This window comes from Rickettsia parkeri, from assembly GCF_051427245.1.
In the GTDB taxonomy this organism is placed as follows: domain Bacteria; phylum Pseudomonadota; class Alphaproteobacteria; order Rickettsiales; family Rickettsiaceae; genus Rickettsia; species Rickettsia rickettsii.
Genome location: NZ_CP195774.1, coordinates 911,019 through 934,879 on the forward strand (window position 1 = coordinate 911,019; position 23,861 = coordinate 934,879).

Here is a 23,861-nt window from a genome sequence, read left to right on the forward strand (position 1 = left end):
TCGATTACAGAACTTCATAAAAATATACAAGAAATTACAAAAGATTTACGAAAACATGATCCTTAAATACCTGATGCCAGTAAAAAACCGTTAGCTTCTAGAGAAAATTTTGACGATCTAATACATTCTGATTTAGGACAGCCTGTACGAAATAAACCGCTTTCTTTTGATGAAGAGTTAAAGAAAAAAGTTCAAAGCAGACAAGTACAGGATGTTTTCGAGCAGCAAACAAAGAGTATAGAAGAAAAAATAGATAATCATGCAAAACGTATAGAAGAATTAAAGCAAAAACAGAAAGAACTAGAAGAGAGGAAAAAGTGGCTTGAAGAAAAAAAAGCTAATTCTAATATTACTAGAGAAGAAAGATGGAAAATCGCTGCAGAATTAGAAGCTATTAATGATCAATTTAAGGCTATAGAAAAAGAACATAATACTATTAATAGTGCTTCCGATATAGAACAAAAGTTTGATAATAAAAATAAAACACTTAACTGCTACAAAAAGAGAGCCGATAGCTGCAGATTTATAGCAACAAGGAGCATTAGCAGCTATAAAACGTATGAAAGAAGAGAAGATAAAGCAGCAGCTGTTAATCAATCTTCAAAAAATACTCCAACTATGCCTAGCGGTACTATACCGATGCCGCCTCTAATGCCTGGAAGCGGTATTCCTATTCCCCCATCGCCTCCGCCACCACCTATATCAATTCCAAAAACTATAAAAAAAGAGGCAAAGGATGTTGGTAAACAAATGCCTCAAGGAGGAGATCAGCATAAAGAAGAACTAGCAAAGGCTATGAAAGCACGAAGAGCAAAAATAGAAAAGCAAAACTCAGGAAGAGGAAGGTAATTATTATAGTATCATAATGGCTCTTTTTTCAAATTTTATCATAAAATGAGCTGTTAGTCTCTATGAAGATTTCTAAGAAGATTTAATTTTGGTTATTTTTTGCTGCAAATTATAAGGTTTCTTTGAAATAGGAGTAGCTATTCTTTCAAAAATCTTATTAATTTTCGCTAAAAAATACCTCAAAATAGCAAATCAATTAGAAATCTTCGTAGAGCTTAGCGAATTAGAACGATTTTACAATTTAATTGCAGTTTAGCCCAAATTTTATCTGCAGTATATATAGGATAGCCTGTAATTAATCCTAGGCTAATGCAAGCTCTGTCACCAAGAGATAAGCCAAATTGTTCTGTTTCTTTCTTTAAGCGTCCAATTTCTATAGTTTGATCAAAATCTAAGGCTACAATTTTATTTATGGAAGCTGAGATCATTTCTTTACTTTGAATAAAAGATATGTTCAATTTTTTATCTAGTTCAGCTACTACTTCTGCTATATTTACTGTAGACATAATAGATAACGGTAATAATTCTTCGACCTTGTCACTACCAGTTTCTAAGTTAAATAATGCAAGTAAAGCAGATGAATCTAAAATATATTTATTCATTATTAAATTCCTTTCTTCTTGATTCAATTAAAGAGTCAACTAATGATATGTTATCTTTATTTCTAGATTTTACTAATGCTTGAAATTCTTTAATTTTATTTTTTAGAGGAATCAATGTTAATTCTTTATCAAGTATTAGCATTAACTGATCTCCTGAAGCAAGATGTAATTGATCACGAATTTTTGCAGGAATATTTATTCTGCCATTTTCAGATATAGTAACTTTATATTCTAAGTGCATATTTTTAAAACGGTTAAAAATTAAATATATACCAAATATAAAATATTATAATTAAAACTACAATAGTAAAATAAATATAAAAGATTTCTATATTGAAATTATGCTGTAGTTGTTCCTATTTCAAAAAAATCTTATAATTTGTAGACGCAAAGAGTAAAAATAGATTAAATTAATTTTCTTTCACACAGCCTAAATAGTTGGTATCATATGCTGTTGCCACAAAAAGAAAATATTATATGTCTAATTCAGCTTTTTTAGTTGCATTTTTTACAACGATTATCCGTTATTATGATTATGCTCTATTCGGTTTATCGGCTAGTATTCTTGCACAAAATTTCTTACCTAATATAGAGCAGGATAAACAACTACTTGGTTTTTTTGCTATTCTTAGTGCAGCTGTTATAGTACGACCTTTAGGGTCCTTAATTTTTGGATTTATCGGAGATAAATACGGGCGTACTAAATCTATCAAGATATCAATGTGCATGAGTAGCATTGCTACCGGATTCATTGCTATTACTCCTTCCTTTGAGATAATAGGTATTTTTGCTACGGTAATACTAACATTATGTCGAATGGTTTTTTTAGCAAGCCTTGCCGGAGAGGTTGACGGAATAAAGGTTTATGTAGCTGAAAAAACAGGAGATAATCAGAAAAATTTAAATATAGGAATAGTTTCATGCTGTGGCCAAATAGGTGCATTACTTGCGGCTATAGCTTATTATTACGCTAGTAATTCCGATATCCAATATTTATGGCGTTTTAATTTCTTTATTGGTGCAATATTTGGTTTATTTGCTATTTTGATGAGAAATTTTTTTAAAGAAAGTAGCGAGTTTTTAAGAACGTCATCAAAAAGTACCTTGCGGCAAATTATATGGAATAATAAACTATCCGTTATAATAGCATTACTAATAAACGGTGCTATTGGAGGAGTGTATCACTTTTTAGTAATTTTCTTAGGAGTTTTTTTAACAAAAATAGCTCTTATAAATCATCCTGAAATAAGATTTATGAATATAGCTCTTACTACTACCTATGGAATATCAGCTGTTTTTGCAGGGCTGTTTGCCGATAAAATAAACCCTTTAAGACAGATTACATGGGCTTTATTTGTCAGCATTATTGTTGCTTTAGGAATGCAAATAATGTTATACAAACAAATATTTAATATTCTCTGTCCCGTTATATTAATAGGACTTGCAGCATTTTATGCAGTACCGCTACAAATTATTGTTCAATCCTTATTTAAGACTAATGTTAAAATGAGGCTTTATAGTCTATCACATTCTTTTGGAGGTATTATTCTATCCTCAACTACTCCTTTCTTTAGTATGTTGTTATGGCAAAATTTTAAGTCACTATCTCTCACTTTAAGCTTTTTCATATTTTTGCTTATAATATTAATGAGTACAGTGTTGGTTTTACGTAGGATGTCATCCTCACAACAGTAAAGTCTTGTTGCATGGCTTGAAAAACCTACTCAATGTCATCCCCGCGAAAGCGGGGATCTAGCAAAATAACTTCAATATTGATATATTTGACAAAATAAACACATAAAAAACTTGTTTTTTTTACTGGAGTCCCGCCTCCGCGGAAATGACATAAACGAGCCATGCAACAAGACCCAAAAACAAGAATAACATCAATTGCCTTATATATTTCTTCCGTCTTTACTGCAACCTGTAGGTTTTATGTTAGGACTACTTGAAGATTTGGAGCGTTGCTGTGCTTGTGTCCCAATTTGCTTCGCTTCTTTTGCTAAGTTTTCAAATTTGTCTTTTAAGTTTTTTGTATTGCCTTTTAGCTTTAAATCGTGAGTTATTTCGTTAATATTCAATTTTTCAGGAGTTGGATGATATATAGGCTCTTTAGATTGAGTATGTTTAGAATGTTCTATTGCAAATTTTGTACGAGGTCTTATTAGTTCATTCTCTTTTCCTATACCTTTCTGTTTTTCTTCCTCCCATTTATCCTATCCAGCCGGTGATGTCCAGTATCTTGTTGTTTTACTATCAAAGCCTTTTTCAAATTTGTTTATTAAATTTTTGGTACTATTCTCTTTAATTTCTTTACCTCGATTTTCAAACTCAAAATTTTTCTGAGGAGTTATATAGTCAGATTGAGTATTTTCATGTTGTTTTTCTACAGTCTGTTTCTTTTCTTCTGTCCAGTATTTTTTGATTTTGCTGTCAGAGTCTGCTTCAATTTTTGCTATTCTATCTTTTATACCGGTAACTGCTCCTGTAGATATTTTAGGTTGATCTTGGGTTGATTGCTTAATATGTTTCGGAGATGTATTTTTAGATAATTCATAAGTCAAAGATTCTAAATTAGATAAATTCTTTTAAACTTTTTCTATATTGGAATTTAAATATTCTATTTCGGGTCCTTTATATTCCATTATATTTTTTAATGTGGTATTAATTTCTAAAAAAGATGCTTTAATCTCTTGATTAAATTTATCATCATTATTATCTTACTACAATTAGTAGAAATTTTTTGAAGTTTATCTAATATATCATTAATTCTCTCATCTTGTTGAGAAGTTGATACCATACTTGCTAAAAATTCACTTCTTCCTAAATTTCTATTAACATTATTTCAATATAGAGGTATGGTAGAGGCTTTAGTATAATCTTGTGGAAATTTATCGATCTCTTCTTTAAACCTCTTTAAGAACTTTATTGTATCATCGAATATAGGATGAGTATTTCAGGAAAGAGCAAGAGGAGTCGGTATTGCTTCCTGCATTGGATGAGTTATTGCCTCAACTTGTTTCGGGGATGTATCTTTAGATAGCTTTTCATTTTGTAGCTCAGATATATAATCATCTACTGCTTCTTTTAATTTATCTGAAACGGCACTATTTTGGGCAGGAGGCAGTATTCCGGTGTCATCCCACTCTAAATCAGTATCAGTAGTTAGCATTGTATCATCCTGCTCTAAAGCGATATTATCGCTTCTACGCTCCTCACGAGGATCAGTTAGCTTATAGTAATTTTTATTTAGTAAACGAGGAACACGTGAATTGTCGCTCTTTTCATATTCCTTAATTTCTTCAAATATACCTAGTGTCTTATAAATATTATCTATTTCTTCTTGAGTAAGTCTTTCATTGCTTACTTCTTTTTGTTGGATAGATTTTTGTAGTTCTTTTGTTACCGTTAACTTATCTTTTGCTATATTTGAATTTGATAAAATTTTCGCTTGTACTAAAAAGAGCTTCAATTAAATTAGTAGAGCTGCTTTTTCCAAATGTGGTAGATAATTCTTCTTGACTTGATGCTATTCCTGAATCAATAGAAGAAGATCTAGAAACGGTATTAGATTGAGGATTAATATTTGCCTGTTGTACATAAGATTTGCCGGTATCTATTAATATTTTATCAGTGAATTGTGCTAGTTCATTGAATGAATTTTCTAGTTTTGCAAAAAGTTCTGTTGAGGAATGTACTATTGCCGGTGATAACTTAGGTATAGAATCTTCAGGTATAGTTTCTAAAGAACGAGAATATTTACCTGTTTCTTTTTGTAGTACCGATTCATTTTGCTTGATTAAATTTGATATAAATTTATTTGGATAATATATCAATTTTGTTATTGTTATTACTTCTGGCATATAAGACTAGAGCCTCCTTTATATTTTGCGAGATATTATCTTAACAACATCTTATATTGTAAATCTAATTCGTTTGAATTATTAGTATTACGGAGGTAATTTTTATTTACTGATATACTTTTGCTGAGTATATTTTTAGAAGCTTCTATAAGTTCTTTTTCCCCTGTCGCTTCTTTATTTTTTAACTTCTCAAATAAATTTTGTAAACCATCTGAAAAATCCCAGGCATTATCAAGGTATAAAAATTTACTTCTTATAATCTCTTGCGCTTTTTGATTGGACGCTTGTTGCACTTTTTGTTTCTCTTGCATTACTCCTAGAATGATATTTTTATCTAATGAATTAATCACATCATAAAAATTTTTCATTTCATATTATTTTTCTCTAGGCTCTTTTATTTTTTGTAATCTCTCTCGTAATTCTTGAAATTTATCCCATTCATGTTGTTCAAGAAAAAACCCCTCTATTTTTGTATTTTTAGTATTAGGGATTTCTCCGCTACTCAGGATTTTATTTCTAGTTGCCTGTAATCTAGATGGTTGATGAGCGTTGATATTATTAATCAAACCTAAAATTTCTTTTGATGTCTTATTAAATTCTTCATTATTAGTTGGATTTTTGATTGTTTCTTGAACTGCTTCCCTTAACTTGATTATTTCTTCTTTAAGGCTAAGTTCTACTTTTTGTTGACCGTGTGTTATAGCTTGTTCGTTTTTTTGTGAGGTAAGTACTTTTTTATCTTGCTTTATATTTAAGTTCTTTTCCCCTACTTTCTGAACAACTTCTTCCATCAATTGCAATAGATTAATATTGCCCTTTATTTCTAGTTCTTGCTCATTAGTGATCGGTAATGAAGTACTTAGTCTTAATAATGCTGAAAAATCTGAAGGGGATATTAGGATATCAAGTTGAGCCTTTGTTTTTCGACCTTTTCCGTCTTCCTTAAAGCCTTCAACTTTACCAATACTAATAGGTAGATTTTTTAAATAAATTTCTTTACTAGCACCCTGTATATTTTTATCATTTGTTACTTTGAAGTTAGCTTGTTGTTGAGAAACATACGGTCCCGGCGTTCTAGGGTCTATTTTGTTTATTAGAGCTTCTATAAAATAGTTGTACGTGTTATAGCTAGTTTATCTGTTTCTAAAATATTATTTAAATTAGTATTTTTTATTAAATAAAGATTTCTTATTAGCCGGTCTAATTCATTCTTATGTTTCATAATTTCCCTCTATTAATAAAAATAAACCAAAATGTAATACCATTTATGTTCAATTAACAATACTAATAATTAGTATTAATTCAATATTTTAAATCTTGTTGCATTTGTGCTTCAATAATATAATTTTATCATTTATTTTATCGTCTCAATGAGTTTTTTAACTCCCTCGACTGATTTATCAAATAGTGCTTTTTCCTCTGCGGTTAACTGCAGTTCTATTACTCTTAGAACACCTTCTTTACCGATCATAATAGGCACTCCGACATATAAATCATGTACGCCGTACTCACCTTGTAAATGAGCGGCACAAGTTAGAATCTGACGTTTATCTTTTAAATATGACTCAAGCATTTCTATTGCTGAGGCTGCGGGAGCATAATAAGCAGAACCTGTTTTAAGTAATGCAACAATCTCACCGCCGCCGTTTCTAGTACGATCGATTATTTTTTCAATATTTTCATTACTTGATAATCCCATTTTTATCAAGTCAGGTATTGGCACGCCTGATATTGTAGAATATCTTGCAAGAGGTACCATAGCATCGCCGTGACCGCCGAGAACCATGCTATTAACATTGCTAACCGATACTTTAAACTCTTCAGCAAGAAAAAGATTAAATCTTGATGAGTCAAGTACTCCTGCCATACCGATTACTTTATTGTGAGGCAATCCGCTTTCTTTAAGCATGACATATACCATAACATCAAGTGGATTGGTAATTACTATTACAAAGGCATCAGGAGCGTATTTTTTAACATTTGCTGCAACCGTTTTCATAATACCGGTGTTAATGCTAATTAAATCTTCTCTACTCATCCCTGGTTTTCTTGGTAAACCGGCAGTAATAATTATGGAATCAGAGCCTTCAATATCTTTATAGTCGTTTGTGCCTTTTATTTTGATATCAGACCCGGCTATTGTACCGGCTTGCATGAGATCCAATGCTTTTCCTTGCGGTACTCCTTCAGTCACATCAAATAACACGATATCGCCGAGTTCTCTAAGGCTAATTAAGTGAGCAAGTGTACCACCTATGTTACCGCTACCTATTAATGAGATTTTTGGATTTTGTTTCATTACTCCCTCTACAAATATTAAATATGCCTATTACTATATTACAAATAGATTCAAGAAAAAAGAATTTTTAAATTATATTGTTAATTGGTTAATTCATAAAAATTAACCATTCACATTGACTTTATTAAAATATATTAATATAATGTAATGTCGAGTCAAAAATACCATGAAACATGGAATTTTAATAAAATAACTAAAAAAATAATTATGCCTAAAATTTCTAAGTTAATAAATATTTTTAAATCTTGTATAGGAAAGGGGAGTAATGCAAAAGAATGTAAAACCGCTCCAGAAATGTTTCATGATTTACGCATTAGTATTAACAATAATCTTAATAGTAAAACAGTAAAGACGTTAGTTTTGATACGGTAGATAGCCCAGAAAACAAAAGTACCCTACATTATGTAACTGACTTAGCAGACCTTAAAGAGTTACTGCAAAAAGGTATTGATCTTAATATACAAGATGAAAATGGTGATACTGCTTTAGAGGTTACAGGTAATTTTAAAAAAGCCAAAATGTTACTTGAATATGGTGCTACGGTGAATGACTTATAAACAGATGACTGAAGTATTACATTACTGTGGTCGTAACTTAGTAGAAAACAAAATTATTCTTTCACTATTAATGCATAACAATGCTAATACTAATTTTACAAAAGCAAATTTAGTAAGACAATGTAAAGAACCGTATGAAGAGGCAGAGCGGTTAATAAAATTGAAAAAATAGAGAGCTTAATATATCAAAGTCAAGAAGTAGAGACGTTAAGAATATATGTTGACAGATTACAGAGCTTAAAAAATAAATATGAAAAAGCAAAGGATAGTAGCCAAGCTGTTTTAAAAATATTAAAAATCAATAGAGTGATGGTTTAAAAGCTCAACTTGTTATTATTGTCAAAAGCTAGGGTTAATCGAAAATTATTCGGAAGTAGCTCAAGAAAATGCAGTATATAAGTGCTTGGATGAGGCTTTTAATTTGCTTGATCAAGGATTTAATAGGAGAGGATGTTCAAAATACAGTAGTTTGATTCATAGCATCAAGCAATTTTTGAAAAGCACTGGTCATTTCTGTTCAGCATTGTATACATGGATCGTTTTATATCATTCCCGTGTAGGCGGAAATCTAGTAAAACCTATAAAAAATTTGTTTTTTTAGGTTTATTTTTTTAATAAATAACTTCTCTATATCGATATTTGAAGTTATTGTGCTAGATCCCCGCTTTTGGGCCTTGTTGCGTGGATCAGTTTTCCCGATGTCATCCCGCGCGACTTGATCACGGGATCCAGTTAAAAATACTAGAATTATTAGTATTTTTTATTGTTTTTATGGATCCCGTGGTCAAGCCACGGGATGACACAGGGGATTTTACCGGTCTACGCAACAATATTGAGCTACGAATGACATCGTACGCCTTTTCTGAGTCATGCAACAACGCCTACGTAGCTCATGAAGATTATAGGTATCAACGCAAGCAAGCCTTCGCAGGAATGGATATCCTTATCAACGTTGTATCATTTTATTATAATATTTTGATAAAACTTTCACGCCATATAGCCATAATAGACATACGATAATAAAACTAAACATCAATAAACCGGCTATGTCGTTATGTATGGCGTTCGGGAAAATACTAAAGGATATGAATTGAATAATAGCACCTATTGATTTACCGATTTTAGCACCCATAACATCAACTGCAGCTTTACCTTTGGTCTTCATTTCACTATCGAGCGGAATATATACCATTTCTTTGGTAGCATCAAAAAGTGAATATTTTACGGATTTAGAAAGTACATGCCAAAGTCCGCCGATAAAAACTATAACGATAAGCGGTGCACTATAGCCGAGAGTATTTACGATATTTCCTAGGTGATTTTCAAAAACCGTGAATGAAAAGAACATAACACCTGCTCCAAACATCATAATCGGTGTTATAATAGCTCCCCAAAACCAGCCGCATATTCTAATTAAACTACTGCCTAAAAACGCACTAACTAACGTGAGTATTCCCGTCCAAAAAAACACTTTACCGTGATAGGCTATAAAATCCTTTGTAGCGGGATAGAGTTGTTTTACTTTGGACATCCATAATCCTTCTATTAGGCTAATACTCATAGAATAAGACATTACAAGAAGACAAATAAAACCGAGATATCTAGAAGTTAATATTACTTTTGCACTGTCGACCAAGCTTAATTTTAATATATCCATTCTTTGGTTTTTAAATTTAATATTTTTGTCAGCTTCTACGACTGATTTATCAATAAGTTTATGAAGAGCTAGACAAATTAATCCGGATATTAAAATAACCGTAATAAATGATTTTAAAAGAATTTCATTTGTATCGTTTAGATGAGAAAATAAAGGTAATAAGAAATGCTCACTCTTAGCAAAATAAATAATTACGGTTCCTGAGATGAGTAAATTAGTTTGTCCGAATAAAGTAAAAAATGAGTAAAATCTTGGTGCTTCTTCGACTTTAGTAATTTTATTTGCAAGCTGCCAATATAAAAGAGTAAAGACTATAACCGGCCATAACTCTCCCATAATATAAAATAATACCAAACTCCACTGTCCCCAAATTATTAAAAACCATTTTAAGTGAGGAAGAACAGTGATATAGTGCTTAATTAATTCGGGATCGGGATGAAAAAACTCTCTGTACGGAAATAAAATAAAACCAAAAATTGCGAAGAAAAATAAAAAAGTACCGGTAATTATCCTAAAAACTTGTTCTGTTGTCATAATATTACAGAGTTTAGAATAAAAAATAACAAATAAAATTCCCATCGGCATTTCGCCCCAAAGTTTGATAAAACTCAATACTTCCGAGCTAATTAAGGTAACAACAAAACTATCTTTAATACTACGAACTAAGTTTTGATTAAGTAGAATAAAAAACATTAGTAAAGCCATCGGGATGAACTTGGTTAATTCATACGATCTAATCGGCCATACTATATGCCTAAATTTACTGTTTCTGGCTTTATTCCAAATTGTGAAATTAGAATCCACGCTATCCATTGATTTACTATGAGCTTATTTTTTTAGTACCGGATAGTTTTTAAAAATGTTATGTTTTTGCAAGGCTTAGAGTGTTATAGGTCATTCCCGCATATGCGGGAATGACCTCAAACGCTTTTTAGAAACTGTCCGGCTATTATTTTTTATGCACCGTAGACTATAATAAAAACTATGTCAAGATTTTTTAAAATAGTCTCATATATTGTTGTTAATTACATTTGTTATACTCAATCGCTGCTTTAATAAACTGAATAAATAACGGATGAGCTTCAAAAGGTTTAGATTTAAATTCCGGATGAAATTGTACTCCTACGAACCAACGCAGTAGCGGTAGTTCAATTATTTCTACAATCTCTTCATCTTTTGAAAAACCGCTAAATACTATTCCGTGTTTTTCAAAAATATTTTGAAATTCATTATTAAATTTATATCTATGACGATGTCTCTCATTTATTTCAAGGCTTTTATAAGCATTAGCTGCAATGGTACTTGCGACCAAACTACAAGGATAAGAGCCGAGCCTCATAGTCTTTTTTACATTTTCAATTGTTATTTTTGAGTCTTCACAGTTTTTATTTATTTTCTCAATAATTTTTGTACCGTCTACTTTAAATTCTTCCGTTACTGCATCTTTAATACCGATTAAATTCTGAGCTATTTCGATCGTCGCAAGTTGCATACCGAAACATATTCCAAAAAAAGGTATGTTATTAGTACGGGCATATTTTATTGCTATAATTTTTCCTTTAGTTGCCCGTTCTCCAAATCCACCTGGTACTAAAATCCCATCTATATCTAATAATTTTTTATTAATATTCTCTTCAGTTAGATTTTCAGCATTTATCCATACTAAATCAATTTTGTATTTGTAATAAATACCTGCATGATCAAGTGCCTCGATTACTGATTTATAAGCATCTTTTAATTTATGATATTTAGCTATTATAGCGATTCTTACTTTTGAATTAGAATCTTTTAGCCTATTAATTATATCATGCCATTTATCTAATTTAGATGGCATGATATTAATATTAAAAAAGTTTAATACTTTATTATCAAGACCTGAATTATGATATGCAATCGGTACTAAATATATATTTTTTTGATCTATTGCCGGAACAACATACTCAGATTCTATATTACACAATAAAGATATTTTATCTATTTCGCCTTTTGAAATGTTACGTTCTGCACGACACACTAGTATATTAGGTGAAATACCTATAGCGCGTAATGCTTTAACTGAGTGTTGGGTAGGTTTGATTTTTAATTCACGGGCGGTTTTAACATAAGGTAATAATGTTAAATGAATAAATAAACAATTTTCGCTTTTTAATTTGTTACCAATTTGCCTTATAGCTTCAAAAAACGGTAGACCTTCAATATCACCGACTGTACCGCCTATTTCACAAATAATAAAATCAAAACCTTGGTGTTTGAAAGTATAAAATCTTTTATTATATTTGTAACATGCGGGATGACTTGAACAGTAACGCCGGCGTAATTTCCTAAACGTTCATCTTTAAGTAATTTTGAGTATATCGCACCTGTTGTGATGCTATCAAATTTGCATGCGGAAACTCGGTAAAACGTTCATAATGTCCAAGATCTAGATCGGTTTCTGCTCCGTCATCGGTTACATATACCTCACCATGTTCGTGAGGATTCATAGTTCCCGGGTCAATGTTAAGATAAGGGTCTAGTTTTCGTACACTTACTCTAAAACCTTTCGCTTGCAATAGCATAGCAAGAGATGCTGCCGTTAGACCTTTACCGAGTGATGAAACAACGCCGCCGGTAACAAAAATGAAATGTACCATTATTATAAACCTAGTTTACTAATATTTTCGTAAAATTTTACTGCTTTTTTTAAGTCTTCTTCCGTATCTACGGAAATAGGAACATTCTCAACTAAACATGTACCTATAGTCATGCCGTTTTCAAGGACACGTAATTGTTCTAAACGTTCTGTTTTTTCTAAAAAAGTTGGCTTAAGAGATACAAATTTTTCTAAAGCGTTTTTGCGAAAACCATACATGCCTACATGATATAAAAATTCTTCTGCACCGTTTGGAATAAGACTACGCGAAAAATACAATGCTGTCCCGCCGAGTCAACCGCTACGGTAACATTACTACTAGCTTTCACTGATTCCCTATCTACTTTTACTATCGGTGTAACAATATCGTATTTGCTGTTTTTTAAATATTCTATAATTTTCAAAATAGAGCTAGGTTCAATGAAAGGCATATCTCCCTGTACATTAACTATGTAATTAATGTTTTGATTATTTGGAATTAATTTAAAAGCTTCATAAGTACGATCAGTACGGTTGGGATAGCACTATCGGTGAATATTACTTTTCCTCCGACTTTTGTAATAACGCTTGCTATCTTCCGAGTCGGTCGCAACATATGTATGCTCAAGGCCCGCTTGATTTACTTGTTTGAATACCCGCTCGATTAAAGTTATAGAGCCGATAAGCTGCAGCGGTTTTTGTTTAAGCCTAGTTGAACTTAGCCTTGAGGGGATAATTATAGCCACGTCCTGATGCCGCATAAACTTCCTAAGTTTAAATTAAAAAATAATTGTTGACAGATTAGCCTTTTTCGGCGATAAAGTAAAACATAATTTTTGAATATATGCAATATATTTAAGAGCTCGTAGCTCAGTCGGTAGAGCATTTGACTTTTAATCAAAGGGTCCGGGTTCAAATCCGGCGAGCTCACCACCGCTACAACAATAAAATCTGTATTATCATAATTATAAATCAAGGTGATCATTTATTAATATTGCTAAGTTAGGATGATATTGTCAAGCTAAGGATTAGATTATGAAAAAATACAAATTTACTGAAAAAGAATAAGAAATACTAGATTATTTTGAACAAGATGAGCTTTTAGAGTTGTCTAAAAAAGAACTAGAGAGCCAAAAAATATAGCTAAAATTGCCGCAGCTAATTTTTTTAAAAAAATCGGAAAGAATTAATATTAGATTGCCGTTATACGATTTAAATCATATAAAAAGAATTGCAGCACAAGAAAGAATGTCTTATCAAACTCTTATTGCTAGTGTTTTACACAAATACGCGTCCGGATATTTAAAATTAGATAAACTTAGTTAATCAATACTTTTTTTATATAAATAACATTTTTTCTCAATGAGTCTTTTTAGAGGTAGAAAAAGGTTAGAGGGTAAATTATCAAGAACAAACCACTACCAGCTTTCTACTTTATGAGCCTCAAGATTCTGTAATTCATGCTCATTTAAACAATGAGCTTTAAGGCAAATCAAGATGTAATACTTTTGTTCTTTTTCAAAAATATCGTTAGTCACCGCTATCAATTGTGGATTTTCAATGATCAGATTTGTTTCTTCTAAAACTTCATGGATAGCACATTCTGCAAATGTTTCTCCAAATTCTAAATGTCCACCGACAGGAGCATAACTAGACTCACCATGGGAACTAATATGTTTACCTAATAAAATTTCATTCCTATTATTCAAAGATTAAAATACCGATACCGATGCGTAGGTGGTTAGTCATATCTAACTATTAACTCTGGATTGACTTATTAATATCGTATGTTAGCGTCTAAAGCAAATAAAAAAATATTGCTTATTTAAATACTGTGAGCTATTTGTAGATTATATTTAATATTTACCTGTAGTTATGAATTCTACCAATCAATTACAAAATAATAGCTTAACTAATTCTTGGCTTAAGCTTGGTATTTTATCCTTGGGATTTGCGGGTTTATATTCAATTATTTTGGTGGTACTACGTACCCCGCAATTATCAAGCTTTTTCCCAAATCCGCATATTTTCAAATCTGCTTTAATTATTCATGTTAATTTATCGGTATTGATTTGGTTATTGTCCGTTACGGCTAGTGTTTGGGGGGGTGAAACGTCATTGCGAGGAAGAGGCAAAGCCTCGACGCGGCAATCTCATGAAACAATACAAAATTTCTGAGATTGCCACGCTCTCTACGTTCGCTTGCAATGACGTGTTTCGCCTTTACCCCAAACTTGCTTTTCTAGCTACTCTTCTAATCGCCATCTCCCCAATAGCCGGGCATAATCCGGTGATGAATAATTATATACCGATGCTTGAAAATATCGTATTTATTGGGGGGTTAAGCTTATTTGGTGTTACGTTGCTATTGTACGCTATAAATATTTTATATTGCTTCGATTGGACGAACTTAAATAGTCTAGTTAATTTTACCGTATTATCGACTATTATAATGTTTATTTTAAGCTTTGTTTGTTTTGGATGGTCTTATAATGGCTTGCAAAACATCATTCAAATTATTCCAATCGAGATAGAATTTTATTATGAATTACTTTTTTGGAGCGGAGGTCATTTACTGCAATTTATATATACTCAAATATTAATATTTATTTGGGTTAGTTTATTTAGAGAGTTAATAGCTAGAGAAGTGAAATGTCAAAAATTCTATCTTTTCTTACTTTATTTAAATTTTATTTTCGGAATTCTTACACTTTTCGGTCATATATTTTATGATATTATCGATGGAGCCTTCAAAGTATTCTATACAAATCATATGAAATATCTAGGCGGCATTGCTCCTGTTTTATGTTTAATAGGTATGGGGGTTGAGTTGGTGTGGGTATTTGTCATCCCGCGGGATGACACGGTTACAATAAATGACAGAGTAATCAAAACCATCTTACTTTGCTCTATTACTTTATTCTTACTTGGCGGGCTTATAGCAATGAATATCACAGGGATAAATGTAGCAATTCCTGCTCATTATCACGGGTCTATAGTAGGGATTAGCATTGCTTGTATGGGGTGTAGTTATTTGGGTATTGGGAGGTATCAACGTCATTGTGAGCGACTAAAAAGAGCGTGGCAATCTCATGAGGTAATACAAAAACTCCCTAGATTATCGCGTCGGCACTTCGTGCCTCCTCGCAATGACAATATTATTAATTTTACATTTTACCTCCTAACATTCGGGCAGATTCTGCACATACTAGGTCTAGCATTCGCCGGTGGTTACGGTGTTATGCGGAAAGACCCAAATAGTGTAATGCCGATGTCAGCTAAGCTATTAATGGGAATGATGGGCGGAGGAGGGGTTATTGCTATAGTAGGCGGCTTGATGTTTGTATATATTTGTGTTAAAGTAATATTTTTTTAAAAGTATAAAACTAGCACATGAGTAAACCAACTAGAGAAGAAGCTAAAGAGGCAGTAAGAACGTTACTAAAATTCATTGGTGAAAGATCCAAGCAGAGAAGGGTTGCTTCAAACGCCTGATAGAGTAATTAATAGCTACGTAGAAATATTTTCCGGTTATGGAAAGGATGTAGCAGAAATATTAAATACCAAGTTTTATGAAACTTGTAATTTTCGAGATTTTATCTTACTGAATATAAAATTTACCTCTTTCTGTGAACATCATATATTACCTTTTAACGGTACAGTAGATATAGCTTATGTTCCTGATAATTGTATTGTCGGCATAAGTAAGCTAGCACGAATAGTAAATATTTTTGCTAGAAGACTACAAATCCAAGAAAAAATGACGGTACAGATAGCAGAAAGCGTACAGGAGAATTTAAAGCCGCTTGGCGTTGCCGTTAAGATTTCTGCCGTACATAGTTGTATGTCAATGCGTGGCGTGATGCAAGATAATAGCGTTATGAATACCATGCATTATACGGGTATATTTGCCGAACAGCAGAAATATCGTCATGAGTTTTTAAACCTTACTGCTAAAAGGTGATACGTTATTAATGTCATTTCTGCGGAAGCGGGAATCCAGTCATTTTGTCATACCGCGAACTGGATCCCGTGGTCAAGCACGGGATAACCAAATAAATGATTATAAATATAGCAAGAAAGTAAATAAAATATGTTATTATCAAATATTTTTTACCTGTGTTAAAGGAAGAGCCAAGTGAAGCTCAAGTAACTTCGCATAAATTAATGCTTAGAAGCGGAATGATTAGGCAGCAAGCAGCAGGGATTTATACTTGGCTTCCGCTTGGCTTAAAAGTATTGAAGAATATCGAGAATATAGTACGCTTAAATATGAATAAAGCGGGAGCTTTGGAAGTTCTAATGCCTTGCATTCAGCCGCACATTTATGGATGGAATCGGGACGTTTTGATAATTACGGTAAAGAAATGCTGAAATTTCAAGATCGCCACGATAATACTTTACTATTCGGTCCTACTAACGAAGATATGATTACGGATATTTTTCGTCATAATATTAAGTCATATAAGGATTTGCCGAAAAATCTTTATCATATCCAATGGAAATTTCGTGATGAGATTAGACCTCGTTTTGGTGTTATGAGAGGACGAGAGTTTTTAATGAAAGATGCTTATTCTTTTGATATAAATGAAGAAAATGCCGTTAAAACTATAATCAAATGTATAAGGCTTATATCAATGCTTTCAGGGATTTAGGCGTGTTTGTTATCCCTGTTATTGCCGATAACGGTCCGATCGGTGGCAATTTAAGCCATGAGTTTCATATAATCGCTGAAACTGGTGAAAGTACTATTTATTACGATAAAAAATTTAAGACATTAAAAGATAATCCTGATATCGATGTAGAGGAAATTAAAAGTTGGTACGCAGCAGCTGAAGAAAAATATGAAGTAAATAAATTACCTATATCTGAGCAAGAAATAACCAGCAGTAAAGGAATAGAAGTCGGGCATATTTTTTATATAGGCTCAAAATATTCGGTTAATATGAATGCACTTATTAATGATGAGTATGGTAAACTAACTCCTATAGAAATGAGTTCTTACGGCATAGGCATTTCACGGTTAGTTGCTGCTATCATAGAAGCAAATTGCGATGAGAAAGGTATCATATGGCCTTCTAGCGTTGCTCCTTTCAAAGTTTCTCTAATTAATTTAAATATTCATGATAGTAAATGCGTAGAGCTTGCGGAAATGGCTTATAAAGAGCTATCAGATAAAAATATAGAAGTGTTATATGACGATACCGAAGCACGTCCAGGCAGTAAATTTGCAACGCATGATCTTATAGGCTCACCTCATCAAATTATAATTGGTCCTAAAAAAGCCACAAATAATATTGTTGAATTAAAAGATCGTAAAAAGTGGTGTTATAGAAGATATTGAGGTAGGTAGTCTAATGAGTGTATTGTAAAATAAAGAGATATACGTCATTACGAGAAAATTGCATAGCAATTGATGAGGCAATCTTAGGAGTTTGTTATTATTTCATGAGATTGCCACGCAGTCTACGGCTGTTCGCAATGACGATTTTGGAGTCATGCAATAAGGCTAATACCCTATGGGAATGATATAGCAAAAATATTCTGGGTAGACAATGATAATATCATATGATACTATCATATAATGAATAGTAAACCGTCTTTTCAAATAACTAATAAAATCTTGGAGTTATCACAAGATATTTCTTATGAGCTTGGTATTTTAGCCGGTAGCAAGCTTTACTCTCAACCTATAAAACTTAGAAAAAATAATCAAATTAAAACCATCCATTCTTCTTTAGCAATTGAAGGAAATAGTTTAAGCGTAGAGCAGATAACCGATATAATAAACGACAAGCGTGTACTCGCACCTGAAAAAGATATTGTAGAAGTAAAAATGCTATAAAACTATACAATAATCTGACTATATTTAATCCCTTCAAAATTGAATCATTATTAAAAGCACATGAGATATTAATGCAAGGATTAGTAGAAGATAACGGAAAGTGGGCGTAAAGGTAATGCCGCTATATTTAAAGGCACAGAGATTATATATTTTGCCCCTACGGCACGCCGTGTATCTTTATTAATGCAGGATTTATTTGAGTTTATAGCACAAGATAAGCAAATTTCTGGAATAGTTAAAGCTTGTATATTTCATTATGAGTTTGAATTTATCCATCCTTTTTCAGACGGTAACGGACGAATAGGTAGATTATGGCAACAATTATTACTAATGCAAGCTAATAAAATTTTTGAGTATATTTCCGTTGAAAGTTTGATAAGGAATAATCAAAGTGAATATTATAGTGTTTTAAGTAAGTGTGATAAGCTTGGTGAATCGACCTTATTTATCGAGTTTATGCTTGATAAAATAGTTGCAGCATTAAGATTATATAGTAATAATATTACATATGAGGCAAATACGCCTTTATCTAGAATGGAATTTGCTAAGGTTAATTTAATAGATCAATGGTTTTCTAGAAAAGATTATATTACTGTACATAAAAATATTTCTACGGCAACGGCTAGTAGAGATTTGTTATATGGTTTAGAGCGTAAACTTTTAATAAGTAAAGGGTATAAGAATCAAACTTATTATAAGTTTGTGTAGTGTTTAATGTCATTCCCGCTTTCGTGTATGAGTGTTAACTTAAGAGAAGAAAAAACCTCTGATGCCATTTCCGCGAAAGCCGGAATCCAGTACTTTAAAGCTTTTTAAAAGCTCGATTTATCTTGCTTTACCCCTAGATTTCTGCTTTCGCAGGAATAACATCATATCACTGATTCAAAAAGAGATTAACATGAAAAATTTTATAAAATATTTGTTTTTCACCGGTCTATATATAGTAGTGACGATAATAGTTGCTTATATGGTTTTGGCTCAAACTATTCCTAATGATGGGCAGTGTCATATGATGGATAGACCGTTTGTTATTCATTACATCTTAGCAGCAATTATTACCGCTTTACCGACACTAATTTTAATATATGTAAAAAGAAAAAGTAAATATATGATCGGTCAATTAAGTGGTAAAGTTGATGCCCAAGGCGATGATTACGTTATAATTGACGTAAACGGGGTAGGGTACTTAGTCTATGCTTCAGGTAAAACTTTAGGTAAACTTGCTGAAGGGGAGTTTTATAAACTATTTATCGAAACCCATGTTAGAGAGGAACATATTCATCTTTACGGTTTTTTGACTCTAGAAGAGAAGATTTTTTTTAATTTACTACAATCAGTAAACGGTATAGGTACAAGAATGGCTTTATTTATCTTATCAAGCCTTACGCCTTCAGATATTCAAATTGCTGTAAATAATGAAGATAAAAATATATTTAAAGCAATATCCGGAGTAGGGGCTAAACTTGCTGAACGTATAGTGCTAGAGCTGAAAGGTAAAGTAGCGAAAATATCAAGCGGTTCAGCTATTATTAAAGAGAGCTTAAATATTAAGAATATCACACCCGTTGCAAGTAATGAAGTAATCAAAGCTCTAGTAAATCTAGGATTTTCTAGATTTGAAGCTCAAAACGCTGTTCAAGGCATCATTACCCAAAATCCCGAAATCTCTATTGATGAATTAATCAAAACAGCCCTGAAAAATCGAAATTCTAATTTTTAGTTGATAAATTAGCAGTTATTTTATATTAATTTTAATTACTAAAATTAATAGGTAAAATATATGTCCAAGTTAATAGAATATTTAGGAAAAATACAGGCTGAAGAAATATTAAAAGAGCTATAGAAAGACCCTGCTACTTTAAGTATTACCGAGGTTAATTTTGTACCACAATCACCGGTATTTGCAGCTGCTGGATACTCTAAAATTCCTGAAGATGCTTTAAAATGGGTTATTTAATGCTTTACAAGGAGACGCTACTATAAAGTACTTAAGTACTGATAGTTTTGCGTGGAGTTTAAAATCAATAAAGTTATTTGCTGAATTTTTTAAAGATCCGCTATGCCGCATTACCGACATTAGTTTTATAAATGCTTTGAATAATGTTAATAAGATAGATGTTCTTTTAGATACCTTAAGAGTAAACGAAACAAAAATAAGCGATTTAGATATAAGTGGGATATTTTTTGATAATAATGTTCCTGCCTGATCCTCATTTGTTAAAAATACTAAACTTGCCGGATTGAATTTTTCATTAAGTACAGAAGTAAGCGAGGAATAAAAGAAAGTCTTATCGGATGCTATAAAATAGAATAAAAGCTTAATTGGATGTAATATTTTAGGTTATAAGATAGGAATGAAATCTCAAGATAGACAAGAATTGGACGCACAAATTACAGAAATAACTGATGAAAATAACCTTACTCTAAAAGATGTAGCAGAAGTTTTGAAAAATTATTATGAAAATCCTAATATAATATTATCAAATGAGATATTTGGCCATTATTTCAAGTTATGTAAAGGATTAAATCAAAAATTACCTTAAAGAAGAATTACAAAACTTAGGCGTCACTGATACAGAAAAATTTTTTGAAACCGTAGATAAACTTAGAGAAGGGGTAACTAGTTTCTATGAAAAGGGCTAATATACAAGTCTAAAATAATTTATAGCATAAAACTATTTTTGGGCTATTATTAGTCATTATATTCGATTTAAAATAATGACTAATATATTATCACCTGAAAAAAGTGAAAATGATCAAGAATTGCCGATAAGGCCGTCATATTTGCAAGAATTTGTCGGTCAACAGCAGATTAAAGAAAATCTTTCGGTATTTATTAAGGCTGCAAAATCTCGAAATGAGCATCTTGATCATACTTTATTTTACGGTCCGCCCGGGCTTGGTAAAACTACGCTTGCTAAAATTATCTCTAACGAAATCGGCGGTAATTTTAAATCCACCTCCGGTCCTGCTATACTTAAGGTCGCTGATCTTGCTGCTATTCTTACCAATCTTGAAAAGAACGATGTATTATTTATTGATGAAATCCACCGCTTAAATACTGCGGTTGAAGAGGTTTTATATCCTGCTATGGAAGATTTTGAGCTTGATATAATTATCGGTGAAGGATCTGCCGCAAGGTCAGTGAAAATAACCTTGCCGAAATTTACCTTAATCGGTGCTACCACACGCCTCGGGCTGCTTAGTAATCCTTTGCGTGATAGGTTCGGTATCCCTATGCGGCTAAATTTTTATAATACCGAGGAATTGAAGAAAGTTCTAAATAGAGCAAGTAAACTACTTGATATTGATTTGACCGATTCGGGTTCTGAAGAAATAGCTAAAAGAAGTAGAGGAACGCCAAGAATTGCATTAAGATTGCTTCGTCGTATAAGAGATTTTGCAGCAGTTGACGGTAAATCAAGAGTAGATAAGGCAATCTCTGATTTTGGGTTAAGTCGTTTGGAAGTTGATCGCATAGGACTTGATAGCAATGATTATCGTTATCTAAAATTCATAGCGGATAATTATAACGGCGGTCCTGTCGGAATTGAAACGATTGCAGCTGCCTTATCTGAACAACGTGATGCACTTGAAGAAACCATAGAACCTTATCTTATACAGATAGGTTTACTACAAAGAACTCCTAGAGGTAGGGTAATCACGATTGCCGCTTTTGAGCATTTGAAAATGCCTGTACCGAATCAATCACATCATCAATTTAGTATTTTTAACGAGAATGAATAACAATAATTTAAATGATAACTACACAGCCGCAGATGTTATAAAAAGGCTGATAAAAGATCATGTTAAACCTTACGCAAATAAAATATATTTTTCGATATTTTGTATGGTTGTTGCAGCACTTTGTACGGCAGTGATCGTACATGCGGCTAGACCTATTATTGATAAGGTTTTTTTAACGCATGATAAGGAAATGCTTATAATAATGCCTATAGTGCTTACTGTAACTTTTGTTATAAAAGGAATTTCAGAGTATTATCAGAATTATCTAATAAAATTTGTTGGGCAGAGGGTACTAAACGATTTACAGATAAAAATGTATGAGCATTTGTTATTTGCCGATATTTCTTTTATTCAAAACCAATCTTCAGGACGTTTAATATCTCGTTTTACTAATGATATTTCTTTGATGCGTGGAGCTGTTTCTAACTTACTTGTCGGATGTGCTAAACATTTCCTAACTGTAGTATGTTTAATAGCAACAATGTTTCATTTAGAACCGCTATTATCTTGCGTAGTTTTTCTTGTTTTCCCTTTAGCTGTTTATCCGGTGCAAAGGATGGGTAGAAAGATAAGAAGAATATTTGCACAGTCACAAGAAGAGCTTGGGCATTATACCTCTCGGCTTGATGAAACATTTCAGTCAATTAAGATTATTAAATCTTTTGTAGGCGAACAAATAGAAAGTAATAGAGCATCGTTGATTATTAATAATATTTTAGAGTTCTACAAAAAAACATCTAAGCTAGATGCGATGGTTTCACCGATTATGGAGGGTTTAAGCGGTCTTGCAGTTGGAGGGATGATATGGTATGGAGGTAATCTAGTCCTGGAGGGGAAAAGTACGCCAGGGGCTCTTTTTGCTTTTTTGGCTTCTTTTGCAGCGGCTTATAGACCGTTTAAAAGTTTGGTATCGTTAAATATTAATTTGCAAGAAGGAATCGCAGCAGCTAAGAGGGTATTTAGTATTTTGGATACCGAGCCTCTTATTAAAGATCATGAAGATGCTAAAGACGTAGATTTATATAATCCACAAATTACTTTTGAAAAACTAGCTTTAAGGTTTGAGAGTAAAATAGCTATAAAATATATAGATTTAAGGCTAGAACCTCATAAAATTATTGCGTTTGTCGGGCGTTCAGGTAGTGCTAAGACTTCGCTTAGTAATTTATTAGTGCGTTTTTATGATCCAAATGAAGGAAGAATTTTAATTAATAATCATGATATTAAAGATATTAAGCTTACTTCACTTAGAGGTCAGATTTCCTTAGTTACTCAAGATACTCATTTATTTGATACAAGCGTTGCAGAAAATATAGCATACGGTCAGAAAAACGCTACAAGAGAAGAAATAATTAGAGCAGCAAAATATGCCGATGCTCATGAGTTTATTATGCATCTGCCGAATGGTTACGACACGCAGATAGGGGGGCAGGGGACGACTCTTTCAGGCGGTCAGCGTCAGCGTTTATCTATTGCTAGAGCTTTCTTAAAAGATGCCCCTATTTTAATTTGGGATGAAGCAACAAGCAGCTTAGACCAAGCTTCCGAACAGAAAATTCTAGAATCGTTAAAGAAATTACGCCAAGGAAAAACCACTTTAATTATTACGCATCGTTTAAGCAGTATTACCGATCTTGATAATATTATCGTCATGAAAAACGGTGAGATTTGTGAACAAGGAACTCATACACAATTGCTTAAGAATAAAGATGAATATTATAGGTTGTATAATAAGGAGTTAAGAGAAAATGGTTGATTTATAAAGTAAATAGCTTATATTTATTAATTATTATTGCAACACTAATATTTTCGTCATTGCGAGGAAAAATTG

General features: G+C 32.2%; 18 protein-coding genes, 1 tRNA gene and 9 pseudogenes. 14 read left to right on the forward strand and 14 right to left on the reverse strand.

Translation table 11 applies throughout. From position 1 onward, the window contains the following. Positions 1-618: 618 nt before the first annotated feature. Entirely contained in the window at positions 619-849 is a 231-nt protein-coding gene (locus tag ACSFFC_RS05200) for a hypothetical protein (RefSeq protein ID WP_014410614.1), read from the forward strand. A 215-nt stretch (positions 850-1,064) separates the two neighbouring features. Here ACSFFC_RS05200 and ACSFFC_RS05205 read toward each other — a convergent pair whose 3' ends face one another. Beyond that, positions 1,065-1,451, reverse strand: coding sequence for a type II toxin-antitoxin system VapC family toxin (locus tag ACSFFC_RS05205; protein WP_004995939.1), 387 nt, complete (start codon positions 1,449-1,451; stop codon positions 1,065-1,067). Continuing rightward, a complete protein-coding gene (locus ACSFFC_RS05210; protein ID WP_010977150.1) occupies positions 1,444-1,692 on the reverse strand; it encodes an AbrB/MazE/SpoVT family DNA-binding domain-containing protein in 249 nt (82 codons plus the stop codon). The genes ACSFFC_RS05205 and ACSFFC_RS05210 overlap by 8 nt, the downstream gene beginning before the upstream one ends. Positions 1,693-1,928: 236 nt before the next feature. Here ACSFFC_RS05210 and ACSFFC_RS05215 point away from each other — a divergent pair, with 236 nt between their 5' ends. Continuing rightward, complete coding sequence (locus tag ACSFFC_RS05215) at positions 1,929-3,146, forward strand: MFS transporter (RefSeq protein ID WP_014410615.1); 1,218 nt, start codon at positions 1,929-1,931, stop codon at positions 3,144-3,146. Between the two features lie 200 nt (positions 3,147-3,346). Here the strand turns inward: ACSFFC_RS05215 and ACSFFC_RS05220 are convergent, their stop codons facing one another. The 8 genes and pseudogenes from ACSFFC_RS05220 to mdh all read right to left on the reverse strand — a co-directional run bounded on the left by ACSFFC_RS05220 (position 3,347) and on the right by mdh (position 7,613). Next, positions 3,347-3,532, reverse strand: coding sequence for a hypothetical protein (locus ACSFFC_RS05220; RefSeq protein ID WP_004995935.1), 186 nt, complete (start codon positions 3,530-3,532; stop codon positions 3,347-3,349). 135 nt (positions 3,533-3,667) lie between these two features. Next, positions 3,668-4,015, reverse strand: a complete 348-nt coding sequence (locus tag ACSFFC_RS05225) for a hypothetical protein (RefSeq protein WP_014410616.1) — start codon at positions 4,013-4,015, stop codon at positions 3,668-3,670. Between the two features lie 24 nt (positions 4,016-4,039). Continuing rightward, positions 4,040-4,251 (reverse strand): annotated as a pseudogene (locus ACSFFC_RS05230) (hypothetical protein). Between the two features lie 156 nt (positions 4,252-4,407). Continuing rightward, on the reverse strand, positions 4,408-4,923 hold the full coding sequence (locus ACSFFC_RS05235; RefSeq protein ID WP_014410618.1) for a hypothetical protein: 516 nt from the start codon (positions 4,921-4,923) through the stop codon (positions 4,408-4,410). After that, positions 4,865-5,314, reverse strand: coding sequence for a hypothetical protein (locus ACSFFC_RS05240; protein ID WP_014410619.1), 450 nt, complete (start codon positions 5,312-5,314; stop codon positions 4,865-4,867). Before ACSFFC_RS05240 ends, ACSFFC_RS05235 begins: the two co-directional genes overlap by 59 nt. A 35-nt stretch (positions 5,315-5,349) precedes the next feature. Continuing rightward, on the reverse strand, positions 5,350-5,682 hold the full coding sequence (locus tag ACSFFC_RS05245) for a hypothetical protein (protein WP_041472202.1): 333 nt from the start codon (positions 5,680-5,682) through the stop codon (positions 5,350-5,352). Positions 5,683-5,688: 6 nt separating this feature from the next. After that, positions 5,689-6,105 carry a hypothetical protein gene (locus ACSFFC_RS05250; RefSeq protein WP_231282988.1) on the reverse strand — a complete coding sequence of 139 codons (417 nt, stop codon included), beginning with the start codon at positions 6,103-6,105 and terminating at the stop codon, positions 5,689-5,691. A gap of 563 nt (positions 6,106-6,668) precedes the next feature. Beyond that, positions 6,669-7,613, reverse strand: coding sequence for a malate dehydrogenase (mdh, locus tag ACSFFC_RS05255; RefSeq protein WP_014410621.1), 945 nt, complete (start codon positions 7,611-7,613; stop codon positions 6,669-6,671). A 147-nt stretch (positions 7,614-7,760) separates the two neighbouring features. On the opposite strand from mdh, the gene ACSFFC_RS05260 reads away from it, so the two are divergent. Further along, positions 7,761-7,985, forward strand: coding sequence for a hypothetical protein (locus tag ACSFFC_RS05260; RefSeq protein ID WP_014410622.1), 225 nt, complete (start codon positions 7,761-7,763; stop codon positions 7,983-7,985). Between the two features lie 174 nt (positions 7,986-8,159). Then, positions 8,160-8,342 (forward strand): hypothetical protein, encoded by a 183-nt coding sequence (locus tag ACSFFC_RS05265; RefSeq protein ID WP_014410623.1) that lies wholly within the window; start codon positions 8,160-8,162, stop codon positions 8,340-8,342. A 774-nt stretch (positions 8,343-9,116) separates the two neighbouring features. Here the strand turns inward: ACSFFC_RS05265 and tlc2 are convergent. From tlc2 to ACSFFC_RS05280, 3 genes and pseudogenes are all read right to left on the reverse strand, one after another. Next, positions 9,117-10,640: a nucleotide exchange transporter Tlc2 gene (gene tlc2, locus ACSFFC_RS05270; protein WP_014410625.1), complete on the reverse strand. Its 1,524-nt coding sequence runs from the start codon at positions 10,638-10,640 to the stop codon at positions 9,117-9,119. Positions 10,641-10,848: 208 nt separating this feature from the next. Beyond that, a pseudogene (gene pyrG, locus ACSFFC_RS05275) lies at positions 10,849-12,460 on the reverse strand (CTP synthase). 2 nt (positions 12,461-12,462) lie between these two features. Next, positions 12,463-13,121 (reverse strand): annotated as a pseudogene (locus ACSFFC_RS05280) (cytidylyltransferase domain-containing protein). A gap of 176 nt (positions 13,122-13,297) precedes the next feature. Here ACSFFC_RS05280 and ACSFFC_RS05285 point away from each other — a divergent pair. Continuing rightward, positions 13,298-13,371 (forward strand) — tRNA-Lys (locus ACSFFC_RS05285). A gap of 485 nt (positions 13,372-13,856) precedes the next feature. Here ACSFFC_RS05285 and ACSFFC_RS05290 read toward each other — a convergent pair. Then, positions 13,857-14,147, reverse strand: a complete 291-nt coding sequence (locus tag ACSFFC_RS05290; protein WP_014410628.1) for a nucleotide triphosphate diphosphatase NUDT15 — start codon at positions 14,145-14,147, stop codon at positions 13,857-13,859. Positions 14,148-14,313: 166 nt separating this feature from the next. On the opposite strand from ACSFFC_RS05290, the pseudogene ACSFFC_RS05295 reads away from it, so the two are divergent. The 9 genes and pseudogenes from ACSFFC_RS05295 (at position 14,314) to ACSFFC_RS05335 (ending at position 23,786) form a co-directional block, all read left to right on the forward strand. Beyond that, a pseudogene (locus ACSFFC_RS05295) lies at positions 14,314-15,839 on the forward strand (cbb3-type cytochrome c oxidase subunit I). Continuing rightward, positions 15,832-16,402, forward strand: a pseudogene (folE, locus tag ACSFFC_RS05300) (GTP cyclohydrolase I FolE). Before ACSFFC_RS05295 ends, folE begins: the two co-directional pseudogenes overlap by 8 nt. A 122-nt stretch (positions 16,403-16,524) precedes the next feature. Beyond that, positions 16,525-17,810 (forward strand): annotated as a pseudogene (proS, locus tag ACSFFC_RS05305) (proline--tRNA ligase). Positions 17,811-18,022: 212 nt separating this feature from the next. Further along, a pseudogene (locus ACSFFC_RS05310) lies at positions 18,023-18,991 on the forward strand (Fic family protein). A 190-nt stretch (positions 18,992-19,181) separates the two neighbouring features. Further along, a pseudogene (locus tag ACSFFC_RS05315) lies at positions 19,182-19,382 on the forward strand (hypothetical protein); the annotation flags it as partial. A 9-nt stretch (positions 19,383-19,391) separates the two neighbouring features. Further along, on the forward strand, positions 19,392-20,003 hold the full coding sequence (gene ruvA, locus ACSFFC_RS05320; RefSeq protein WP_014410632.1) for a Holliday junction branch migration protein RuvA: 612 nt from the start codon (positions 19,392-19,394) through the stop codon (positions 20,001-20,003). A 634-nt stretch (positions 20,004-20,637) separates the two neighbouring features. Beyond that, a pseudogene (locus tag ACSFFC_RS05325) lies at positions 20,638-20,926 on the forward strand (hypothetical protein). 75 nt (positions 20,927-21,001) lie between these two features. After that, a complete protein-coding gene (gene ruvB / locus ACSFFC_RS05330; protein WP_014410634.1) occupies positions 21,002-22,030 on the forward strand; it encodes a Holliday junction branch migration DNA helicase RuvB in 1,029 nt (342 codons plus the stop codon). Then, positions 22,023-23,786, forward strand: a complete 1,764-nt coding sequence (locus tag ACSFFC_RS05335) for an ABC transporter ATP-binding protein (protein WP_014410635.1) — start codon at positions 22,023-22,025, stop codon at positions 23,784-23,786. Before ruvB ends, ACSFFC_RS05335 begins: the two co-directional genes overlap by 8 nt. Positions 23,787-23,861: the final 75 nt, after the last annotated feature.

Bases quoted from the DNA above. Each gene is read 5' to 3' on its own strand.
- ACSFFC_RS05210 (WP_010977150.1), bottom strand. From the start codon at position 1,692: ATGCACTTAGAATATAAAGTTACTATATCTGAAAATGGCAGAATAAAT.
- ruvA (WP_014410632.1), top strand. From the start codon at position 19,392: ATGATCGGTCAATTAAGTGGTAAAGTTGATGCCCAAGGCGATGATTAC.
- ACSFFC_RS05205 (WP_004995939.1), bottom strand. From the start codon at position 1,451: ATGAATAAATATATTTTAGATTCATCTGCTTTACTTGCATTATTTAAC.
- ACSFFC_RS05265 (WP_014410623.1), top strand. From the start codon at position 8,160: ATGACTTATAAACAGATGACTGAAGTATTACATTACTGTGGTCGTAAC.
- ACSFFC_RS05250 (WP_231282988.1), bottom strand. From the start codon at position 6,105: ATGGAAGAAGTTGTTCAGAAAGTAGGGGAAAAGAACTTAAATATAAAG.
- ACSFFC_RS05335 (WP_014410635.1), top strand. From the start codon at position 22,023: ATGAATAACAATAATTTAAATGATAACTACACAGCCGCAGATGTTATA.
- ruvB (WP_014410634.1), top strand. From the start codon at position 21,002: ATGACTAATATATTATCACCTGAAAAAAGTGAAAATGATCAAGAATTG.
- ACSFFC_RS05215 (WP_014410615.1), top strand. From the start codon at position 1,929: ATGTCTAATTCAGCTTTTTTAGTTGCATTTTTTACAACGATTATCCGT.
- ACSFFC_RS05240 (WP_014410619.1), bottom strand. From the start codon at position 5,314: ATGCCAGAAGTAATAACAATAACAAAATTGATATATTATCCAAATAAA.
- tlc2 (WP_014410625.1), bottom strand. From the start codon at position 10,640: ATGGATAGCGTGGATTCTAATTTCACAATTTGGAATAAAGCCAGAAAC.
- ACSFFC_RS05245 (WP_041472202.1), bottom strand. From the start codon at position 5,682: ATGAAAAATTTTTATGATGTGATTAATTCATTAGATAAAAATATCATT.
- ACSFFC_RS05200 (WP_014410614.1), top strand. From the start codon at position 619: ATGCCTAGCGGTACTATACCGATGCCGCCTCTAATGCCTGGAAGCGGT.
- mdh (WP_014410621.1), bottom strand. From the start codon at position 7,613: ATGAAACAAAATCCAAAAATCTCATTAATAGGTAGCGGTAACATAGGT.
- ACSFFC_RS05260 (WP_014410622.1), top strand. From the start codon at position 7,761: ATGTCGAGTCAAAAATACCATGAAACATGGAATTTTAATAAAATAACT.